Here is a 19,814-nt window from a genome sequence, read left to right as displayed (position 1 = left end):
CTCCTGTAAAAAATTATAACACAGGTTTTTTATCGAATGTAATTTGTATTTTACAGAACTGTTACATTACCACATTGTTCCTCTACACAAAAATATCCCCGGTCATATTACTTATCGACCAGGGATATACGTCTTTTTTATGAATTTTCTTATCCTTCCACGATCAGATAACCACCGGATGGAAGTGTAAAAACTTCACATGCCTCTTCCAGTTCCTCATCAGACATTCCACTGACATCTGCTCCTGCTTCATCCAGATACTTTCTGACTTCTTTGATATTTTTTACTTCAACAGCCATGCAGTCTTCCAGAAATTCCTCCGCTTCTTCCACAGTCTCAGCTACCGGTTCATCATAAAGTCTGCCTTGTTCTTTCAAAAAAACCTCAATACTCTCTTCTGTATACATTATTTCAATACCTCCTCAATGTTTCCTTTCGCCGTAATCAGCTTTTTTAGTATTGTCTCAACTCTCTCCGTTTCATATGCCGCTGCCTGTTTTACTCCATCTTTGGCATGTGCCATTGCGAAACTGTACGGAACAGATTTCAGCATGGCAATATCATTGTATTCATCACCAAACACGATACATTCTTCCGGTCTGATTCCCAGAATCTCCTGATATTTTTCAACGCCTTTTGCCTTATTGGTATCAAAAGGAATAAAATCCACCCATGCTGTTCCGGAAGTCACAACTGTACATTTGTCCCCAAAGCGTTCATTCCAGTAATGAATCGTATCGTCCTGCAGTCCGCCTCTTTCATATACTGCCAGTTTCATACACGGTTCCGTGATTTCTTCAAAGCTATTGATTTCTTTGCAGACATTTCCAACGACATTGATCATCAGATCTCTGAAATGTTCTGTTTTCGGTCTGATATAGTAAAAATCTTTCGTGGAACAGGTAAATTCTGATCCTTCTTTGTCATAAATATTTTCTGCGATTTCACGGACCAGCTCCTGTTCAAAACTGTCCTGATAAAGAACTTTTTCATTATACACAGCAAGACCGCCATTTTCGCTGATAAACGCCATATCATCCACTACTGGCCGGAACATTTTTTTCATATTTGCATACTGACGTCCACTTGCAGCCACAAACAGTATTCCCATTTTTTTTAACTGTCTGATCAGTGGGAAAATTTCTTCCGGAAGGCTCTGCGCCCCCTTAAAAAGTAAAGTTCCGTCCAGATCACTTGCAACAAGTTTAATCATTTTTCCATTCCTCGCATATATATAATAAATCCTGTGGTTTCTCAGCCACTTTTTCCGCACCATTACTCTCCAGTTCCTCACGGTCACGAAATCCCCAGAGTACTCCTACCGTATGCATTTTTGCAGCAGTTCCTGTTTCCATATCTGTTTTGGTGTCACCTACATACATACACTCTGATGGAGATACGCCAAATTCTGACGCCGCTTTCAAAGGACCATCCGGAGCTGGTTTTCTTCGTATTGAATCACTCTGTCCGATCACAAAGTCAAAATACCCATCAAACATCTTCTCTATTACTTTCACAGCTGCCACATGTGGTTTGTTCGAGCAGACTGCCAGCTTCATTCCACGTTTTTTCAGCTCCTTCAGCATTTCTTTAATGCCTTCATATGGTACAACTTTGTATAATGGATCTTCATCAAATTTTTTTCTGTAAATCCTGCGAACTTCTTCATAATGTGTCAGTTCCGGATCACCGGCATCTTTCAGACAGCGGCGAATGAGCATATCCGCCCCTTCCCCACTGTAATATTTAAAGTTTTCCACCGGCTGTGGTTTGAGATTCATACTCTTTAAAATCTCATTTGCCACATAAGCCATTGACTCCAGTGTATTTGCCAAAGTACCATCCAGATCAAAAATACAAGCCTTTATCATTTGTTTATCCCCTTAATTCAATCCCATGTTTCTTCATTTCATAAAAAAGTCTGCCAACCGGCAATCCCACTACGTTCGTATACTCTCCCCGGATTTCTTTCACATAAATGCCAAATCCGCCCTGAATACCATAGCTTCCGGCTTTGTCCATTGGTTCACCACTCGCAATATAAGTTCTGATTTCCTCATCGGAGACCGGGTAGAAAGAAACATCTGTACTCTCAGAAAATGAGATATTCTCCCATTTTCCATTTTTCTTTATCAAAACTGTTACCCCTGTATATACCTGATGTATATTTCCCTGAAGCATTTTAAGTGTCTTAAATGCATCGGACTCATCGACCGGTTTTCCGAGGATTTCATTATTATAAGAAACAATTGTGTCTGCTCCGATCACAACCGTCCCCTCTTCCATATCAAAATTCAGTGCAACTGCAGTTGCTTTCTGTTCCGACAACTCTCGAACGATTTCTTCTGGTTTATCCGAAGTAATCTTTTCCTCTCCGTCAGCTGCGCATACCTGAAAAATAACACCGGCTGCCGCCAGAAGCTCTCTGCGTCTTGGTGAAGCAGAAGCAAGTATGATTTTTCTCATATAATATCCCTTTTCTACTGTTTTCTGTTTGTGTAAATCAAAGCATTTACTTCTGTAACAGTATACCCTGTCACCTAACATCGTGCAACCGTGAAAATGTAAAAAAAGTCGGCACCAATTCCCATATCTGCAAGGAATATATGCCAACTTTCATTTTTGCAAAAAAATAAAGCTGCTGACGGGAATCGAACCCGTGACCTCCGCCTTACCAAGGCGACGCTCTACCGACTGAGCCACAGCAGCATTTCCATAAGCGGACATTTCTGTCGCTCACAGTTGATAATATTAACAGAAAAAGCATACCCTGTCAACAGGCAATTTGTTTTTTTTGCCTTTGTGTTTTTTTACATTTATTTCTCGATATTTTTCTCTTGAAATCTTTTAAATCCGGCGTTTTTATGATATGATTAACCTTTAAAGAAACATTCAGGAGGGAAAGAGATGGAAAACGAAACCGTTTCTAAAAATTTTATTGAAAACATCATTGATAAAGACCTTGCAGAGGGTGTTTATGATACCGTACACACCCGCTTCCCACCGGAGCCTAATGGATACCTCCATATCGGACATGCCAAATCCATTCTTTTGAATTACGGACTTGCCCAGGAATACAACGGCAAGTTTAATATGCGTTTTGATGATACAAACCCTACAAAAGAAAAAAGTGAATTTGTAGAATCTATTAAAGCTGATATCAAATGGCTTGGTGCTGACTGGGAGGACAGACTTTTCTTTGCTTCTGATTACTTTGGACAGATGTATGAAGCAGCCATCAAACTGATCAAAAAAGGAAAAGCTTATGTCTGTGACCTGACTGCCGATGAGATCCGCCAGTACCGTGGAACTTTGACAGAGCCTGGAAAAGAGAGCCCGTACCGTAACCGTTCTGTTGAAGAAAATCTCCAGCTTTTTGAAGAAATGAAAGAAGGCAAATATGCCGATGGAGAAAAAGTTCTTCGTGCCAAGATCGATATGGCATCTCCTAACATGAACATGCGTGATCCGGTCATCTACCGTGTTGCTCATATGACCCACCACAGAACCGGCGACACCTGGTGCATTTATCCAATGTATGACTTTGCTCATCCGATCGAGGATGCTATCGAGGGAATCACACACTCCATCTGTACACTGGAATTCGAAGACCATCGTCCGCTTTATGACTGGGTCGTTCGTGAGCTGGAATACCCACATCCGCCGAAACAGATTGAATTTGCGAAACTGTATCTGACCAACGTCGTAACAGGTAAACGTTATATTAAGAAACTGGTTGAAGACGGAATCGTAGACGGATGGGATGATCCACGTCTTGTTTCCATCGCAGCTCTTCGCAGAAGAGGCTTTACACCGGAATCCATCAAAATGTTCGTAGATCTCTGCGGTGTCTCCAAAGCAAACAGCTCCGTAGACTATGCAATGCTTGAGTACTGTATCCGTGAAGACCTGAAATTAAAACGCCCTCGTATGATGGCAGTTATGGATCCAATCAAGCTCGTGATCGACAACTATCCGGAAGGACAGGTTGAATATCTCGATGCTCCGAATAACATGGAAAACGAAGCACTTGGAACCCGTAAGATTCCATTCAGCGGTGAATTATATATTGAACGCGATGACTTCATGATCGATCCACCACGTAAATATAAGAGACTTTTCGTTGGTACAGAAGTACGTCTGATGAATGCTTATTTTGTAACCTGTACAGGATATGAAGCAGATGATGACGGTACAGTACGAGTTGTACATTGTACTTATGATCCGGCAACAAAAGGCGGAAACGCTCCGGACGGACGTAAAGTAAAAGGAACGATTCACTGGGTAGAAGCTACAAATGCCAAAGAAGCAACTGTACGTCTTTACGAAAACATTGTAGACGAAGAAAAAGGTGTATACAACAAAGAAGATGGTTCTCTGAACGTAAATCCAAACTCTCTTACAACTGTCACTGCTTATGTTGAGCCGGCTCTTATGGAAGCAAAAGGCTATGACAGTTTCCAGTTTGTAAGAAACGGATTCTACTGTGCAGATATTCATGATTCTAAAGAAGGTGCTCCGGTATTTAACCGTATCGTATCTCTGAAGAGTTCTTTCAGACTTCCTAAATAAACACAACTATTTCAAGAGAGGCAGACCATAAAGGTCTGTCTCTCTTTTTAACATAAAAAACTGCCGTCCTACAAATGCAGTGCATTCATAAAACAGCAGTTCTACTTATCCATGAAGGATTATTTATTCCTCTTCTGTATCTTCGTCTTCTTTTTCTTCTTTGATCACTTCTTCAACAGCCTCTTCTGCATCTGCTGTATCAGCAGTTTCTTCTACTGCTTTCTCTACAGCTTCTTCTGCTTCATCCCAGGATGCAAAATCTTCGCTTGTTTCTTTCTTTTCTTCTTTCTCAGCAGTTTCTTCTTCGCCTGTCTCATCTTCGAAATCATCATCGAAGTCATCAAAATCATCTAACGGATCTTTCTTCAGTACAAGTGCTGCGATAACTCCTGCCGCAGCGGCAGCTACCGCTCCAACTGCTACATATCCCCAATATTTATTGATCTTTGCCATATTATGCTTCTCCTTTCATACTTTCATATCCAAGAGAACTCTCTTTGATATTCCAATGTGATATTGTTATAATATTACTACTTTTATCCAAAAAAGGAAAGGGAAAAGTGTTTCTGTGCATAACAGAACATCACTTTTGTACAGGTGCAGAAAAATTGCGTATTTTTCCACGGATACGCTGCAGCGCATTATCAATTGATTTCGGTGTTTTTCCCATAATCTCTGCAATCTTCACATACCCGTATCCCCGGAGATAATAATCCAGGACTTTATTCTCCATCGGACTTAAAACTTTCGTGATCTCGCGTTCCAGAGTTCTTGTACTTTCCTGATCAATAATAAGTGCTTCCGGATCTTCTGACCAGGACCCCTCGAGATGATCAGACTCATTCTCATCACTCAATGAAACATACGAATTCAGCGGCTGATGCTTTTGTCTGTTGGAATTTTGAACTGCACTGTAAAGCTGCCGGTCAATACACAGACTCGCAAACGTACGAAAAGAAGTTTCTTTATCTGCCTGATAATTCTGAATTGCCTTAAAAAGACCGATCATGCCCTCCTGAATCAGGTCATCTGTCTCTCCCCCGATCAGGAACATGGCTCTTGCCTTTTTGCGGACAAATTCTTTATATTTTTCCATCAGGTAATCCGAGATTTCCGTCTCTCCTTCTCGCAGCCTGACAATCAGTTCCTCATCACTGTACTGGTCATAACGGCCCATATAAGTTTCCCCTTTATTTACCTGCTTTTGCCAGTCGCTGTCTTACAATCTCATATGCAAGGACCCCTGCTGCCACAGAAGCATTCAGAGAATCTATATCACCTTTCATTGGTATGGATGCAGTAAAATCACATGCTTCTCTTACCAGACGGCTGACACCTTCTCCTTCATTTCCGATCACAAGTCCCATTGGTCCTGTCAGATCAAGGTCATACATAGTCTCACCACCCATATCCGCACAAACAAACCAGATGCCTTTTTCTTTAAGTTCTTCAATTGTTCTTACAATATTTGTCACCTTGGCAACTGGTGTATAATTGATCGCACCGGCGGAAGTCTTTGCTACTGTAGAAGTCAGTCCCACTGCACGTCTTTTTGGAATGATCACTCCATGCGCTCCTGCAAGATTTGCGGTACGGATAATTGCTCCAAGATTATGCGGATCTTCCACATTATCCAGAATAATAAGGAACGGTGCCTCACCTTTTTCCTCTGCTCTTGCAAGAATTTCATCCACGGTACTATAATCATAAGCAGCAACCTGCGCAATCACGCCCTGATGTGCATGCGTCTCACTGAGCTGATCAAGTCTCTCTTTGCTTACATAGTTAATAATGGTGTCTGTCTTTCGTGCCTCTCTCGCGATCGTTCTTACCGGACCATCCTGACAGCCATCCAGAATAAAAAGCTTGTCTACGCATTTGCCAGAACGGAAAGCTTCCAGCACCGCATTACGTCCTTCTATCTGTTCACTCATAATATGTCCTCTCCGATTCCCATACGGACCAAAGTGAGCATCCGTGTGTAATCCTCTTTCAAATATAAATATCCCATCAGAGCCTCAAATCCTGTTGCTCTGCGATAATCTGCCATCGTCGCATGTTTCGCCATTGTCGGAGAATGTGCATTACGCCCTCTCCGATAAACACTCAGTTCTTCCGGTGTCAGTTCCTCTTCAATGACTTCCATGATCGCAGACTGTGCTCCAGCCTTTACGAGACTGCTCGCTTTTTTGTGAAGACGGTTTACCGGACAATTTCCCTTCTTAACAAGTATTGTCCGAATAATAAGTTCATAAACTCCATCTCCGATATATGCCAGTGTCAGCGGAGAATAACTCCGCAGATCCTGGTCTTCCAAATGAAACAGTTCCTTCAGCTGTATCAGATTCGTTTCCATTTTACGCCCTCGCGAGTGTCTTTCAGCTCAATCCCCTTATCCAGGAGCAGACCTCTGATCTCGTCAGCTCTTGCAAAATCTTTAGCCTTTCTGGCAGCCTGACGCTCTGCGATCAGGTTTTCGATCTCTTCATCAAGGATTTCTTCTTTCTTCTCAAGAGTCAGTCCGAGAACATCACAGAGTTTTGTCATAACTTCAAGTGTATGTCCTGCAAATTCTTTTGAGCTGCCTTCCTGTACATTGGTATTTGCAAATTTAACAAGCTCAAATACTGCTGCAAGTGCATCTGCTGTATTGAAATCATCATCCATGGATTCTTCAAATTTTGTTACAAATGCAGCTTCTTCCTGCATCAGTTTCTTCTCGTCCTCTGTTGCTTCCTGTACGGTTGCTGCTGCCTGACGGTCACGAAGTCTTGCTGCTGCTTCTGTAATTCTCTCAAGCGCATTTTTTGATGATTCCATCAGATCTGCACTGAAATTCAGCGGACTTCTGTAATGTGCATTCAGCATGAAGAAACGAAGCACCTGCAGATCATACTGCTCTCCGATCTCGCGAACTGTACGGAAGTTTCCGAGAGATTTTGACATCTTACGGTTATCGATATTCAGGAATGCATTGTGCATCCAGTATTTTGCAAATGGAACTCCATTGCAGCATTCACTCTGTGCAATCTCATTCTCATGATGAGGGAATACAAGGTCCTCACCACCGGCATGAATATCGATCTCCTCGCCCAGGTATTTCTTGGACATAACGGAGCATTCAATATGCCATCCCGGTCTTCCGTCGCACCATGGAGATTTCCAGAACGGTTCCCCTTCTTTCTTTGGTTTCCAGAGTACGAAGTCAAGCGGATCTTCTTTCTGATCTTCACCGGATACCTGCAGGGAACGGAATCCTGACTGCAGATCATCCAGATTTTTATGTGAAAGTTTACCGTATTCTTTAAATTTCTTTACACGGAAGTATACAGTACCATCGGCTACCGGATATGCATATTCTTTGTCGATCAGTGTCTGGATCATATCGATCATTCCGTCAATCTCCTGTGTTGCAAGCGGATGTGTCGTTGCCGGTTTTACATTCATTCCAGCCATATCCTTCTTGCATTCGGCAATATAACGCTGTGAGATTTCCTCTGCACTCACACCTTCTTCAATTGCTTTTTTGATGATTTTGTCATCTACATCTGTAAAGTTGGATACATAATTCACATCATATCCTTTATATTCCAGATAACGGCGTACCGTATCAAAAATAATCATCGGTCTTGCATTTCCGATATGGATCAGATTATACACTGTCGGTCCGCACACATACATACGTACCTTTCCCTCTTCCAGAGGTACAAATTCTTCTTTTCTTCGTGACATTGTATTAAAAAGTTTCATGTCTCTTTCCTCCGATATATTACTTCTTAACAGAATCCCAGAAAACTGTTCCCTGCAGCTCAGTCCTGTTTCTCGATAAGAAGGCAGATTGCCTGAGAAGCAATCCCTTCTCCTCTTCCGGTAAATCCGAGTCCTTCTTCTGTCGTTGCCTTTATATTGATCTTTGATTCCGGAATTCCAAGTGCATCTGCCATATTTTTGCGCATCTGCGGAATATGTGGTGCCATTTTCGGCTTCTGTGCAATCACTGTTGCATCAATGTTTCCTACTGCATATCCCTGTTTTCTAAGCAGTTCCGCCACATGAACCAGCAGTTTAATACTGGAAATTCCCTTATAAGCCGGATCTGTATCCGGAAAATGTTTGCCGATGTCTCCAAGTGCAGCGGCTCCAAGCAATGCATCCATAACTGCATGAATCAATACATCTGCATCAGAATGTCCAAGGAGTCCCTTTTCCCACGGAATATCTACTCCACCCAGGATCAGTTTCCGTCCTTCCGTCAGTTTATGAACGTCATAACCCATTCCAACTCTCATAATCATTCTCCTTCTGCCTGACCGGCAACACCAGACCGTAGCAATGCATACATCAGTTTCTCACAGGTATCCGGATCTCCTTCTTTGATCTGTGTCTCTGATATCTTTCTTTCGGTCAGATATGTATCACTGCTGTTCACTCTTATCGCTCCGGAAAGGTTCAGTTCTGTCGGCGCGTTTGCAAAAATATCCGTATCTGCATATACGGCAATTGGTGCTTCCGCGGCTATCAATTTTTTCTGACCATTCCAGACCATCTCTGCTTCTGTAGATACAAAACCTTCAGCACTTGCTGCTGTGGGGACGGAAATAAAAGGAATTTTATATTGAAAAGCCACATACCTGCTGATATCGTGCACAGTACCCGAACCAACAGCCAGAATCAGATCAATATCCTCATCCATATAGTTCTCAACAATTTCGATTGCATGCTGATCTGCCTGAAGATCATCCGCATCCAGAACCAGAACCTGACATCGGTCAAAAATATCTTCCATAAGTTTCTCCGTTGCCTTACACGTATTTGTGTCACAGATCAGAAGCGGAGATATATATTCTTTAAGAAATCCCTCTGACATAGCTTCTTCAAGCGCATTTACAGCTCCTGGTTCAATCAGTATTTCCTTTATTTCATGGTGCATTTTCCCGTCCCCGCAAGGTCGGGCAAAGTCATCTGCATCGACTCGCATTTATTTCTCTCCTCCTGTATTTACTGTCATCTGCCATCATTCAGCACTGTCATGTCAGCAGACAAAAAACCTATTTTATTACAATCTATTATTATACATGATTTTCCGGAAAAAATCAACGAAAGCCATCGTACACAGCAACTACAGATTCAGATAATTATAGACAACTCTGGATATGTTTCGAATGTTGGCGATTGCATTGGACGCATTCTCCGACATCACACACAGAATATATGTTGTTTTTGTTCCATATACAATTGCGATATCATGCTGGTCTTCATCCGTCTCACCGGTCTTATTAGCAGTTGGAACGTCTACACCAAGTCCTTCCGGAATCTTAGATGTATTCTGCTGATTTTTCAGGAGATCCAACATCTCTTCTGATGCCTCTTTGCTCACACATTCTCCTCTGTAGATCCGTTCAAGAAGTTTTCCACAGTCTGTAACTGTTGTCTGATTATGCCCACCAAGTGTAATGAGTTTCGATGCTGACGGATGCAGTGTGCTCTGATAACTGGTCTTCGTATATCCCTCTTTTTTCAGATATTTATTTACCTGTTTTGCCCCATCTATAAAATCATATGTATCTGACTGCAATCTTCCCAGTTCATTGCAGGATTCATTATCGCTGACCGTGATCATGTTCCACAGAAGTGTATTCACTTTGTCCTGTACTTTTGTATTATCCACTGTTGTTTTCATCTGTGCAGCTTCATTTTTCAGAACATCATCCATATCCTGATATGTTTTTGCCATAACAAATGCTTTGATCAGACTTGCCGAGTATAATGGTTTATCATTCAGTGCAAAATCTTCATTACTCTCAAGATCTTTTACATAAACACTCCATTTCCCGTCATATCCGGAAATCATGGCTTCCAGCTGTGGTTTCAATGTATCGATACCAAGATTTTCCAGACCGGTCACCTTGCCAGTCTCATCTACCGGAAATCCATCTTCTGTCATGCCGGCTTCCTGCACCAGCACTCCATTTGTTCCTCCAAAATAATAAAGCCCGGAAAACTTCTGTCCGTTCGAAGTCATTTCCAATTCATGTGTTCCCGGTTCCGTGACCATTTTGCCATTTTCGTCAAAATAATAATAACCGTCATAGGTTGTTTTATCGACCGTATAATTACTGATATAGCGCACCTGCGGTGCTGCCGTCAGTTTACCCAGATTATTGACCATATAATAGCCGTCAAATTCCACTGGCTCTTCTGCATTATCTGGATTTTCTGAGCAGCTGAGTTTTGTGAGCTTCACCATATGTGAACTGCCAGCCTGAAAGCAGCCACTTTCATCATGATAATAAAAGCCATCCAAAACGGTTCCATCTATTTTGACATGATCAAAATAATGAACTGCTGCTGTATCATCCTTACTTCCATCATCTTTCAGACAGTAAAATCCATCACTTTTCATCAGATACTTTTCCGAACCATCATTGATCGGACGAATCTGTGCTTCATCCGTTACTGAAAGCATGCTGCTTGCCGATACTGGCAGTATCCCGGACATTCCCAATGTCATTACAGTCAGTCCAGCTGTCAAAAATTTCCATCTTCTCAAACTGTTTCCAGTTTTCATGTATTTCTCCTTTTTTGTATATTCTTTCTGATGCTTTGTTCACAGTATTTTCAATCTCTTCTGCATCTTCTTTTCAATAGTAATTGAACATAGTATACCTGATATTTTCTTTCTGTCAAGCAGACATATTTTGTCAGATTCCCGGCATCTTCTTTCTACCAGTTTATTTCTTTTCTTCCCTTTTCCAGAAAGCTCCAAGCTGCTGTTCTACATTTTCCAGAATACAGACAGCCGCATCATTCCATTCTCGGGGAAACAGCATCCTGTAGTCCCGACCTGTAAATCTTTCATCCATCAGAAGAATCGTCCCCCTGTCTTTTCTGGTCCGTATGACTCTGCCTGCTGCCTGTAATACTTTGTTCATTCCGGGATAACGATACGCATAATCAAACCCCTGCTCTCCTTTTGCATCATAATATTCTTTCAGGATTTCGCGCTCACAACTCACCTGTGGCAGACCAGTTCCAATGACAGCCGCTCCGATCAGACGATTTCCGATCAGGTCGATTCCTTCTGAAAAAATTCCTCCCATCACACAGAAACCGACAAGCGTATCTGCACTTTCTTCTGTAAATTCTTCAAGAAATTCCTCTCTTTCTCTTTCCGTCATTGAAGCATGCTGACAGATACATCTCACCCATCCCGAGGAAAATTCCTCCTGATAAACCTGCCATACATCATCCATCAGCTTATAAGATGGAAAAAACACCATATAATTTCCTTTTTTCTGCCAGCTCATTTTTGCAATATATTCCGCGATCTTTCGGTATTCCTCATATCCTCTTCTGGTATACCGACTGCTCACATCCCTGCAGATCAAAAGGCATCTGTTTTTCTGTTCAAACGGAGATTCCACATACATCCCAAAATTTTCTTTCCTTGTGCTCAACATCCTGCTGTAATATTTGAGCGGCAGCAAAGTTGCGGAAAAAAATACCGTGCTGATTCCTTTATCCAGGAATTTCTGCAGATTTCCCGCAGGATTGACGCAAAACAGCTTCATATAAAATCTGCCATCTTCTCCGAATGCCGTATAGACTACATAATTTTCATCCACCAGTTCTGATATATTCAAAAAATCCCGCACTGTGAAATAGAAATCAAGAATTCCATCCGCCACTTCCTGTGTCGGCGGTTCTTCCAAAAGCTGATCCATCTCTCCCTGTACAGACAGAAGACTGATCGGAAGTACCCCCGCATTTTCCTGTACCTTCCAGGAATCACATCCATTCCGCAATTCTTTAAGCTGACTGACCACTTTTCCAAGCTTCTTCCACAGTTTCTGACTGTAGGGTTTTATAAATTTTCGTATTTGTATGGTATCTTCAAGGCAGATTGATGCACTGTACATCTCCCGTCCTCTTTCTACAAGATTATGAGCCTCGTCTATCAGAAACAGGTATTTACCAGATATATTTTCTCCGAAAAATCTTTTCAGATATACATTCGGATCAAATACATAATTATAATCACAGATAACTGCATCCATCCAGACAGACAGCTCCAGACTCATTTCAAACGGACATACCTGCCATTTTTCTGCCTGTCGAAGAATCGTTTCCCTGTCAAACGACTGCTCGTTTGTCCACAATTCATATACTGCATCGTTGATTCTGTCATAATGCCCCTTCGCATAGGGACATGTCTCTGGATTGCATTCTGGTTTTTCGCAGAAGCAAAGCTTCTCTTTCGCTGTGATCGTAACTGTCTTAAAAAGTAACCCGTTCTTTCTCAGAATTTCAAATGCATCCTGTGCAACAGTCCTTGTAATCGTCCTGGCCGTCAAATAAAAAAGTGTTTCCGCTTTTCCCTCTCCAATTGAACGGACCGCCGGAAAAACAGCTGACATCGTTTTACCAACACCAGTCGGCGCCTGAATAAAAATCTGTTCTTTTCTGGAAATTGCATGGTAAATCCCCGCAACCATCTCTTTCTGTCCTTTTCGATAAATAAATGGAAATTCCAGTTTTTCCATCGACCGATTTCGTTTTTCTCGCCATTTCATCTGATAAGAAAGCCATTTGTGATAAGAATCCAACAGTCTCTGGTACCAACTCTCCAGTTCTTCCCTTGTCATCGTTTCCCTGAAACGCTTGATCATCTCCGTATCCAAATGTGCATACGTCATCTGAACATCAATCTCTTCCAATCCATGATCATCCAGATAGATCCAGGCATAGCAGAGCGCCTGTGCACGATGTACCAGAACCGGTTCCGCAAGCAGTTCCAGATTCTTATACACGCCTTTGATCTCATCAATGCAGATTTTCTCATTCTGCGTAAAAATTCCGTCTGCACGTCCTTCCACCCGCAGGATCAAATCCTCATATTCTGTATCTTTTTTCAGTGAAACTTCGGCCTGATAGTGGCTTCCCATCTGCTTCTGGATTTTTCGGTGCAGGCGGCTTCCTTTCAGCATTGCTTCTTTATCGCCTGCTGTGCCGCCACTTTCCAAATCACCATTTCGTAATATAAACTCTACCAGGTTACGAACCGAAATACGGATTACCGGTTTTTCCATCATTCTCCTGCCTTCTATAAAAATACTGCCATTCCTAAAGCCATCTCAGTATCTTATTACACAAAAAGGCGCATACCCGTTCCCGGAATACGCGCCTCTGTTTACTGTACACCTATTATGCTACAGCAAATTTTGCCATTACTTCATTAAATCTCTGACTCTCACCATAACATCTTACTGTAAGTTCTCTGGTAAGATCCATACTCAGAATACCTAAAAGAGATTTTGCATCAATAATAATTCTGTTATAGGAAATGTCAATATCAAAATCGCATTTGGTGGCTTCATTTACGAATTCCTTTACATCTTCCGTCGCATTTAATCTAATATGTCTTTCAACCATATGCTTATCCTCCTGTATCAGACTTTAGGCGTATTTTGTCACTACAAGGAGAATTTGTCAACAGACTTAAAATTTTATTCATATTTTTCTATAAATTTCATAATTTTGAATTTCTATAGCACAAATTTTTGTGATTTTTTCTAGTGGAATTCTATCATATTTGAACAAAATTTGAAAGAGAAAAAGATCCGGTTCGGCGCCGGATCTTTCTTATTATTCCAATTTTTCTTATTTACATCTGTGTCAGAACAAAAATATCATAAATTGCTTTTACAGCTGTTTCGAAATCTCTGTTTTCCACACCAATAATAATATTCAGCTCACTGGATCCCTGATCGATCATCTTAACATTAACATGTGCATGTGCCAGCGCAGAAAATACACGTCCTGCAGTACCTCTCTGAGATTTCATTCCACGTCCTACCACCGCGATCAGCGCAAGATCGGACTCCATTTCCACAAAATCCGGCTGTACTGCACGATGAATACCTGCGATTACCTGCTGTTCTTTTTCTTCAAACTCATCCTGATGAACATATATCGTCATCGTATCGATTCCGGATGGAACATGTTCAAAGCTGATTCCCTGATCTTCAAATACCTGAAGAACTTTTCTTCCAAAACCAACTTCACTGTTCATCATAGACTTTTCAATATTAATCGAACAGAAACCTTTTTTGCCTGCAATACCTGTAATCACATATTTCGGCTTGCGGCAGGTACTCTCTACAATAAACGTTCCCTTGTCTTCCGGACGGTTTGTGTTACGGATATTGATCGGAATACCTTCTTTACGAACTGGGAAGATTGCATCTTCATGAAGAACAGTTGCTCCCATATAAGAAAGCTCTCGAAGCTCCCGATATGTGATAGTCTCGATCACTGCCGGATTCTCAACGATTCTCGGATCTGTTACCAGGAATCCGGAAACATCTGTCCAGTTTTCATAAATATCTGCATGAATTGCTTTTGCCACCAGAGAACCTGTAACATCAGAACCGCCTCTTGAAAACGTCTTAACAGTTCCATCTTCCATTCCACCATAAAATCCTGGAATAACAGCTCTTTCGCATTTCTGAAGTCGTTTGGCAAGAAGTTTGTCAGTCTTATCGGCATCGAAATTTCCGTTTTTGTCAAATCGAATAACTGTCGCAGAATCAATAAACTCATATCCAAGATATGCAGCCATTACTTTACCATTGAGAAATTCTCCACGGGATGCAGCATACTCATTTCCTGCATGTGCCTTAAAATCTGCTTCAATCTGCCTGAATTCCTCTTCAAGAGAAAGATCCAGATTCAGTCCTTTAATGATTTCATAAAAGCGGCTTTTGATTTCTGTAAGAATATCGCTGAAATCTTCACCTGCTTCTGCTTTATCATAACATGCATATAAAAGATCTGTTACCTTTGTATCTGCGGAAAATCTTTTACCCGGTGCGGACGGTACCACATAACGTCTGCTCTCCTCGCTTCTGATAATGTCTCCAACCTTCTGAAACTGTTCCGCATTGGCCAGAGAGCTTCCTCCAAATTTTACAACCTTTTTCATAATAATACTTCTCACCCTTCTGTTTTCCTGCCGCTGTCACATTCCCTCACAGCAGTTTTTTCTTTTCAGTCAGAAAATCTGTCTTTTATTGTATTGAAAAACACAGGGATTTGCAAGTATTTCTTTATAAAAAACTAATTTTTATGCACAATATTCACGGAGAATGCTTTCAAGAGCAGACGCACTGCTTGTATGACATCTGCAGACTGGGATAGACTTTTTCTTTGCTTCTTCTACCGCACAGTTCACCATCTTATGAGAAACAGTGCCTGTAAACAGAATCATAAGATCCGGTGCCCCGATTTTTTTCTTCATAGCGCCTTTTTCTTTCGCAAATACCTTTGCTTTACACCCATATCCTTTACAGATATCCTCATACTGACATACCATACGTTCATTACCACCTACGATCACGATGCTCATATCATCACCTCTCCTTTTGTTATTCTAAACTAACTCGCATTTTAAAAGTAAAGCGGACCATAGATCCGCTTAATAAGCTTTGTGTTAGTATATGCTAACTGTATATAAAAATATTATCATACATTGTTTTGTTTGTCAAAGGATTTTTGCGATGAAAATTCTGTCACATCACAAACCGTCAGTATATCATCTCTCACCTGAAAATGAATATCCTTATGTCCATATGCCAGTCCATACACTTTATCCGGTCTGTTCTGATAACGTGGACGTGGATCATTCGCCAGTACCTCAAGAAGTGCCTCTCTCTGTCCCGTTGGAATTTCTTTTATCAGTTCTTCCGGAAATTCCACCTGCAGCCGATAATCTCTGATATGATCCGTAAATCCTCCCTTTGCATCCGGATGACTGTCTGCATAAGGAAGATATGGTTTGATATCATAAATCGGTGTTCCATTCATCAGATCCGCACCTGATATATGCAGAATTGGTCCAAGTTCCTGATCAAATTCTATCTTTTCCAGTTTCACAGAAGAAAGCCCCAGATTATTCGGACGAAACGGAGATCGTGTTGCAAATACTCCCATCCTGGTATTTCCGCCAAGTCGCGGCGGTCTTACCGTCGGCGACCAGGTATCTCTTACCGCTTCCGAAAACTGCCAGATCAGCCAGATATAACTGTATTCTTCCAATCCGCGAAAAGCTTCTGTTACTCGATATTCCGGTTCAAAAACAATCGTTGCCTTCAGTGTTTCCAAACGGTTACTCTGATGTGGTATTCCAAATTTAGTCGGAAAATCATTATGAATCCTTGCAACAACCTTCATTTCGTATACTTCTGACATGAGTATCTCCTGCTTTTCTGCTTCTATTTATACTTCCGGCAAGTTCATCCAGTCTTTCAGTGCTTTCATACGGATGTGGGCATCTTTTTCTCCTATATCATATACCTGCTGAATGACCTCCAGATTATTTTCCATTCGACTGATATCCAGTTTCTTATCCGGCTGGATTACGAATACCTCACCCTTCCGTTCAAGTTCCTTAATAACATCCAGACTGTGATTATAAACGTTATGTCTGTTCTGCAGTGTATGCACAAATTCTGGATATTTGTGATAGCGTATTTCTGCCATTTTTGTATTTTCCGGTTTTTTAACAAAACTGGCTTCTCTGGTAAGTACAACTACGATCCGGTCATAGCCCATCCTTTTAAACGCCTCCACGGGAATGCTGTCCGCACATCCTCCGTCAAGAAGCTTCATTCCTTTATAATTTACAATTTTAGATACATACGGCATCGATGCAGATGCACGCATCGCATCGATCTGTGTCATCATATCTGTGATCTTGATATATTCTGCCTTTCCTGTTTCTACATTTGTACAGGTCGCATAAAACTCTGTATCTGATTTGATAAATGCTTCATAGTCAAACGGATCCAGGCGTTCCGGAATATCATGATAACAAAATTGTCTTCCTACTACTTCTCCTGTATGCAGAAAACTCCACCAGCTCATAAAATGTTTATCGTTACGATATTTTTTGAAATAACGAAGGCTTCTTCCTTTCTGACCGGATACAAAAGAGCATCCATGCAGTGCTCCGGCAGAAACACCGTTCACTCCGTCAAAATGTATCCCCTGTTCCAAAAAAACATCCAGTACTCCGGCTGTATAGATTCCACGCATTGCGCCGCCTTCCAAAACAAGTCCTGTTTTCATCTTCTGTCTCACCTCTCTGTTGTCCAATAACTCCTGATTCTGTCATATGTTTCACGGAAACTAAGCTGATTTCTTTCCGCCAGTTCTGCCACATTCTCATATTCCGGATAATATCTTATATTTCCATCCGGTAATGTGCACGCTTTTACAATTGCTGTTCCGACCGGTGTATCCTTCTTTTGAATTTCTCTTTGCAGAATCGTACGTTCCATTTCCACTCTTCGAATACCGATCGTTGTTGTCTCTGAAAAAATCAGATTTTCCAACTTTTCTCTTTCACTCTCTTTACAGATTACCGTCAGCGTATAGGCCGGTCTGTTCTTCTTCGTATAAATCGGTGTATAATGCACCTCTCTTGCCCCATTTGCCATAAGAAGATTCATAACATGCCCCATCATTTCTCCACCACAGTCATCCATATCTGTCTCCAGTTTCCAGATTATATCTTTTATCTGTAGATCCGTTGTCTCCCGGATCAACATGGCTCGCAGGATCCCCGGACAACGATACTGGCGTTTACCGGCTCCAATGCCGGTTTTCAACATAGTAAAATCTTCCGGTAATCTGTCTGATGTACGAAATGCAGCCACCACCGCTGCCCCTGTCGGCGTCACCAGTTCTCCCTGTATGTCTGTGATTTTTAATTTTAATTTATGTGTTTCTGCAATATGTGTTACGGCTGGTACCGGTACCGGAATCTGCCCGTGCTGACAACGAATAAAACCGGTTCCTTCATACAGCACCGGTACGATCACATTCGAAATATCCAGATTATCCATACATATCGCTATTGCAGCAATATCTACAATGGAATCTACAGCACCAACTTCATGAAAATGAACTTCTTCGACCGGAACTCCATGCGCTTTGGATTCTGCCTGTGCCAATATATCAAATACACGCATTGCCATTTTCTTTGCTCTTACAGTCATTTCCGACTTCTGAATGATCTCTGTGATTTCTTTCATTCCACGATGTTCATAAGGATGCTCATGACTATGCGTATGTCCATGATGATGTTCATGATTCACCTCATGACTGTGTTCATAATGCCCTGTATATGATTTCTCACTTCCATGCAGATATTCCATATCATGATCGTGATTATCCTGTTCCAGAATAACTGAGAAATCACATGCATCTAATCCGGATTTTTTTACCCTGGTGATTTCTGTCCGAAATCCACCTACCGGAAGACTCTTCAGCGATTCCTTTAATACCTCCCTGTCAGCTCCCAGATCCAGAAGTGCTGCAACTGTCATATCTCCACTGATTCCCGAATAGCATTCCAAATATAATGTTTTACTCATAGTAGTCCCTCTCTGCCAGCCGGTTGATCTGCGTTGCAATGTATCCTGCCCCATATCCATTATCAATATTTACCACTGCAATTCCATTTGCACAGGAATTGATCATAGTAAGAAGTGCAGACAGTCCATTCATGCTCGCTCCATACCCAACCGATGTCGGCACTGCAATAACCGGTTTATCCACAAGACCGCCAAGTACACTCGCAAGCGCCCCCTCCATTCCGGCAACTGCAATCACACAATTCGCATCCTGGATCACATCCAGTCTGGAAAACAATCTGTGAATACCACTCACACCTACATCAAAAATACGTTCCACATGAGAGCCAAAATACTCTGCTGTCTGTGCCGCTTCTTCAGCAACTGCAATATCTGCAGTTCCTGCTGTACATATCGCGATCTTACCGATGTGCTCTTTTTCTTTCTTTTCAATTTTAATAATGTGAGATAATTCGTCGTATTCCACCCCTGGAAGAAGATCTTTCACAAGTTCATACTGATGTCTGGATGCCCTTGTACCAAATACTTCTCCGTTATCCTCATAAAGTTTCTTGAAAATATGAACAAAATGCTGATCCGCCTTACCGCTGCAGAAGATCACTTCCGGAAATCCGGATCGTATTTCTCTGTGGGAATCCAGTTTTGCATAATCATCCATTTCTTCAAACGGTTCTTTGCGAAAATAATGCTCCGCCTCTTCCATAGACAGTTCACCATTTTTAAATCTGGTTAGTATCTCTCTGGTTTCCAAAACAGCACCTCCTAAAAGCAAGGGAGCATGCTCATCACATCCTCCCGTTCCTT

21 protein-coding genes and 1 tRNA gene are annotated in these 19,814 nt (G+C 41.6%); 1 reads left to right on the top strand and 21 read right to left on the bottom strand.

Features of this window, described 5'->3' with window-relative positions:
• Positions 1–149 precede the first annotated feature (149 nt).
• The 5 genes from NQ503_RS06370 to NQ503_RS06350 all read right to left on the bottom strand — a co-directional run bounded on the left by NQ503_RS06370 (position 150) and on the right by NQ503_RS06350 (position 2,709).
• Positions 150–407, bottom strand: coding sequence for a hypothetical protein (locus NQ503_RS06370; RefSeq protein ID WP_005425190.1), 258 nt, complete (start codon positions 405–407; stop codon positions 150–152).
• Positions 407–1,213, bottom strand: a complete 807-nt coding sequence (locus NQ503_RS06365; protein WP_005425189.1) for a Cof-type HAD-IIB family hydrolase — start codon at positions 1,211–1,213, stop codon at positions 407–409. The genes NQ503_RS06370 and NQ503_RS06365 overlap by 1 nt, the downstream gene beginning before the upstream one ends.
• Entirely contained in the window at positions 1,206–1,871 is a 666-nt protein-coding gene (locus tag NQ503_RS06360; RefSeq protein WP_005425188.1) for an HAD family hydrolase, read from the bottom strand. Before NQ503_RS06360 ends, NQ503_RS06365 begins: the two co-directional genes overlap by 8 nt.
• A 4-nt stretch (positions 1,872–1,875) precedes the next feature.
• Positions 1,876–2,466 carry a Maf family protein gene (locus tag NQ503_RS06355; protein ID WP_022388099.1) on the bottom strand — a complete coding sequence of 197 codons (591 nt, stop codon included), beginning with the start codon at positions 2,464–2,466 and terminating at the stop codon, positions 1,876–1,878.
• Positions 2,467–2,636: 170 nt separating this feature from the next.
• Positions 2,637–2,709 (bottom strand) — tRNA-Thr (locus NQ503_RS06350).
• A gap of 198 nt (positions 2,710–2,907) precedes the next feature.
• Here NQ503_RS06350 and NQ503_RS06345 point away from each other — a divergent pair.
• A complete protein-coding gene (locus NQ503_RS06345; RefSeq protein WP_005425185.1) occupies positions 2,908–4,572 on the top strand; it encodes a glutamine--tRNA ligase/YqeY domain fusion protein in 1,665 nt (554 codons plus the stop codon).
• A gap of 123 nt (positions 4,573–4,695) precedes the next feature.
• Here the strand turns inward: NQ503_RS06345 and NQ503_RS06340 are convergent, their stop codons facing one another.
• The 16 genes from NQ503_RS06340 to larB all read right to left on the bottom strand — a co-directional run bounded on the left by NQ503_RS06340 (position 4,696) and on the right by larB (position 19,761).
• Entirely contained in the window at positions 4,696–5,025 is a 330-nt protein-coding gene (locus tag NQ503_RS06340; protein ID WP_005425184.1) for a hypothetical protein, read from the bottom strand.
• Positions 5,026–5,155: 130 nt separating this feature from the next.
• Complete coding sequence (gene sigH / locus NQ503_RS06335) at positions 5,156–5,749, bottom strand: RNA polymerase sporulation sigma factor SigH (RefSeq protein ID WP_005425182.1); 594 nt, start codon at positions 5,747–5,749, stop codon at positions 5,156–5,158.
• 13 nt (positions 5,750–5,762) lie between these two features.
• Positions 5,763–6,506 (bottom strand): 23S rRNA (guanosine(2251)-2'-O)-methyltransferase RlmB, encoded by a 744-nt coding sequence (rlmB, locus tag NQ503_RS06330; RefSeq protein WP_005425181.1) that lies wholly within the window; start codon positions 6,504–6,506, stop codon positions 5,763–5,765.
• Positions 6,503–6,928: a Mini-ribonuclease 3 gene (locus NQ503_RS06325; RefSeq protein WP_005425180.1), complete on the bottom strand. Its 426-nt coding sequence runs from the start codon at positions 6,926–6,928 to the stop codon at positions 6,503–6,505. The genes rlmB and NQ503_RS06325 overlap by 4 nt, the downstream gene beginning before the upstream one ends.
• Positions 6,913–8,322 (bottom strand): cysteine--tRNA ligase, encoded by a 1,410-nt coding sequence (cysS, locus tag NQ503_RS06320; protein WP_005425179.1) that lies wholly within the window; start codon positions 8,320–8,322, stop codon positions 6,913–6,915. The genes NQ503_RS06325 and cysS overlap by 16 nt, the downstream gene beginning before the upstream one ends.
• 59 nt (positions 8,323–8,381) lie before the next feature.
• Positions 8,382–8,861, bottom strand: a complete 480-nt coding sequence (ispF, locus tag NQ503_RS06315; RefSeq protein WP_022388101.1) for a 2-C-methyl-D-erythritol 2,4-cyclodiphosphate synthase — start codon at positions 8,859–8,861, stop codon at positions 8,382–8,384.
• 2 nt (positions 8,862–8,863) lie between these two features.
• Positions 8,864–9,550: an iron-containing alcohol dehydrogenase gene (locus NQ503_RS06310; protein WP_005425177.1), complete on the bottom strand. Its 687-nt coding sequence runs from the start codon at positions 9,548–9,550 to the stop codon at positions 8,864–8,866.
• 141 nt (positions 9,551–9,691) lie between these two features.
• On the bottom strand, positions 9,692–11,140 hold the full coding sequence (locus NQ503_RS06305; protein ID WP_005425176.1) for a serine hydrolase: 1,449 nt from the start codon (positions 11,138–11,140) through the stop codon (positions 9,692–9,694).
• Between the two features lie 163 nt (positions 11,141–11,303).
• A complete protein-coding gene (locus NQ503_RS06300) occupies positions 11,304–13,664 on the bottom strand; it encodes an ATP-dependent DNA helicase (RefSeq protein WP_005425171.1) in 2,361 nt (786 codons plus the stop codon).
• Positions 13,665–13,776: 112 nt separating this feature from the next.
• Positions 13,777–14,004: an HPr family phosphocarrier protein gene (locus NQ503_RS06295; protein ID WP_005425170.1), complete on the bottom strand. Its 228-nt coding sequence runs from the start codon at positions 14,002–14,004 to the stop codon at positions 13,777–13,779.
• A 232-nt stretch (positions 14,005–14,236) separates the two neighbouring features.
• A complete protein-coding gene (locus NQ503_RS06290) occupies positions 14,237–15,556 on the bottom strand; it encodes an aspartate kinase (RefSeq protein WP_005425167.1) in 1,320 nt (439 codons plus the stop codon).
• Positions 15,557–15,697: 141 nt separating this feature from the next.
• Positions 15,698–15,979, bottom strand: coding sequence for a DUF2325 domain-containing protein (locus NQ503_RS06285; RefSeq protein ID WP_005425166.1), 282 nt, complete (start codon positions 15,977–15,979; stop codon positions 15,698–15,700).
• Between the two features lie 116 nt (positions 15,980–16,095).
• A complete protein-coding gene (gene tsaA / locus NQ503_RS06280; RefSeq protein ID WP_005425164.1) occupies positions 16,096–16,821 on the bottom strand; it encodes a tRNA (N6-threonylcarbamoyladenosine(37)-N6)-methyltransferase TrmO in 726 nt (241 codons plus the stop codon).
• Positions 16,822–16,848: 27 nt separating this feature from the next.
• Positions 16,849–17,700, bottom strand: coding sequence for a patatin-like phospholipase family protein (locus NQ503_RS06275; RefSeq protein WP_005425161.1), 852 nt, complete (start codon positions 17,698–17,700; stop codon positions 16,849–16,851).
• Between the two features lie 8 nt (positions 17,701–17,708).
• Positions 17,709–19,010 (bottom strand): nickel pincer cofactor biosynthesis protein LarC, encoded by a 1,302-nt coding sequence (gene larC / locus NQ503_RS06270; protein ID WP_005425159.1) that lies wholly within the window; start codon positions 19,008–19,010, stop codon positions 17,709–17,711.
• On the bottom strand, positions 19,003–19,761 hold the full coding sequence (gene larB, locus NQ503_RS06265; protein ID WP_044925713.1) for a nickel pincer cofactor biosynthesis protein LarB: 759 nt from the start codon (positions 19,759–19,761) through the stop codon (positions 19,003–19,005). The genes larC and larB overlap by 8 nt, the downstream gene beginning before the upstream one ends.
• Positions 19,762–19,814: the final 53 nt, after the last annotated feature.

This window comes from Blautia obeum ATCC 29174 (assembly GCF_025147765.1).
Taxonomy (GTDB): domain Bacteria; phylum Bacillota; class Clostridia; order Lachnospirales; family Lachnospiraceae; genus Blautia_A; species Blautia_A obeum.
This window is presented reverse-complemented; position numbering and strand designations above follow the sequence as displayed.

Coding starts and splice junctions, on each gene's coding strand:
- NQ503_RS06370 (WP_005425190.1), bottom strand. CDS start 407: ATGTATACAGAAGAGAGTATTGAGGTTTTTTTGAAAGAACAAGGCAGA.
- NQ503_RS06365 (WP_005425189.1), bottom strand. CDS start 1,213: ATGATTAAACTTGTTGCAAGTGATCTGGACGGAACTTTACTTTTTAAG.
- NQ503_RS06360 (WP_005425188.1), bottom strand. CDS start 1,871: ATGATAAAGGCTTGTATTTTTGATCTGGATGGTACTTTGGCAAATACA.
- NQ503_RS06355 (WP_022388099.1), bottom strand. CDS start 2,466: ATGAGAAAAATCATACTTGCTTCTGCTTCACCAAGACGCAGAGAGCTT.
- NQ503_RS06345 (WP_005425185.1), top strand. CDS start 2,908: ATGGAAAACGAAACCGTTTCTAAAAATTTTATTGAAAACATCATTGAT.
- NQ503_RS06340 (WP_005425184.1), bottom strand. CDS start 5,025: ATGGCAAAGATCAATAAATATTGGGGATATGTAGCAGTTGGAGCGGTA.
- sigH (WP_005425182.1), bottom strand. CDS start 5,749: ATGGGCCGTTATGACCAGTACAGTGATGAGGAACTGATTGTCAGGCTG.
- rlmB (WP_005425181.1), bottom strand. CDS start 6,506: ATGAGTGAACAGATAGAAGGACGTAATGCGGTGCTGGAAGCTTTCCGT.
- NQ503_RS06325 (WP_005425180.1), bottom strand. CDS start 6,928: ATGGAAACGAATCTGATACAGCTGAAGGAACTGTTTCATTTGGAAGAC.
- cysS (WP_005425179.1), bottom strand. CDS start 8,322: ATGAAACTTTTTAATACAATGTCACGAAGAAAAGAAGAATTTGTACCT.
- ispF (WP_022388101.1), bottom strand. CDS start 8,861: ATGAGAGTTGGAATGGGTTATGACGTTCATAAACTGACGGAAGGACGG.
- NQ503_RS06310 (WP_005425177.1), bottom strand. CDS start 9,550: ATGCGAGTCGATGCAGATGACTTTGCCCGACCTTGCGGGGACGGGAAA.
- NQ503_RS06305 (WP_005425176.1), bottom strand. CDS start 11,140: ATGAAAACTGGAAACAGTTTGAGAAGATGGAAATTTTTGACAGCTGGA.
- NQ503_RS06300 (WP_005425171.1), bottom strand. CDS start 13,664: ATGATGGAAAAACCGGTAATCCGTATTTCGGTTCGTAACCTGGTAGAG.
- NQ503_RS06295 (WP_005425170.1), bottom strand. CDS start 14,004: ATGGTTGAAAGACATATTAGATTAAATGCGACGGAAGATGTAAAGGAA.
- NQ503_RS06290 (WP_005425167.1), bottom strand. CDS start 15,556: ATGAAAAAGGTTGTAAAATTTGGAGGAAGCTCTCTGGCCAATGCGGAA.
- NQ503_RS06285 (WP_005425166.1), bottom strand. CDS start 15,979: ATGAGCATCGTGATCGTAGGTGGTAATGAACGTATGGTATGTCAGTAT.
- tsaA (WP_005425164.1), bottom strand. CDS start 16,821: ATGTCAGAAGTATACGAAATGAAGGTTGTTGCAAGGATTCATAATGAT.
- NQ503_RS06275 (WP_005425161.1), bottom strand. CDS start 17,700: ATGAAAACAGGACTTGTTTTGGAAGGCGGCGCAATGCGTGGAATCTAT.
- larC (WP_005425159.1), bottom strand. CDS start 19,010: ATGAGTAAAACATTATATTTGGAATGCTATTCGGGAATCAGTGGAGAT.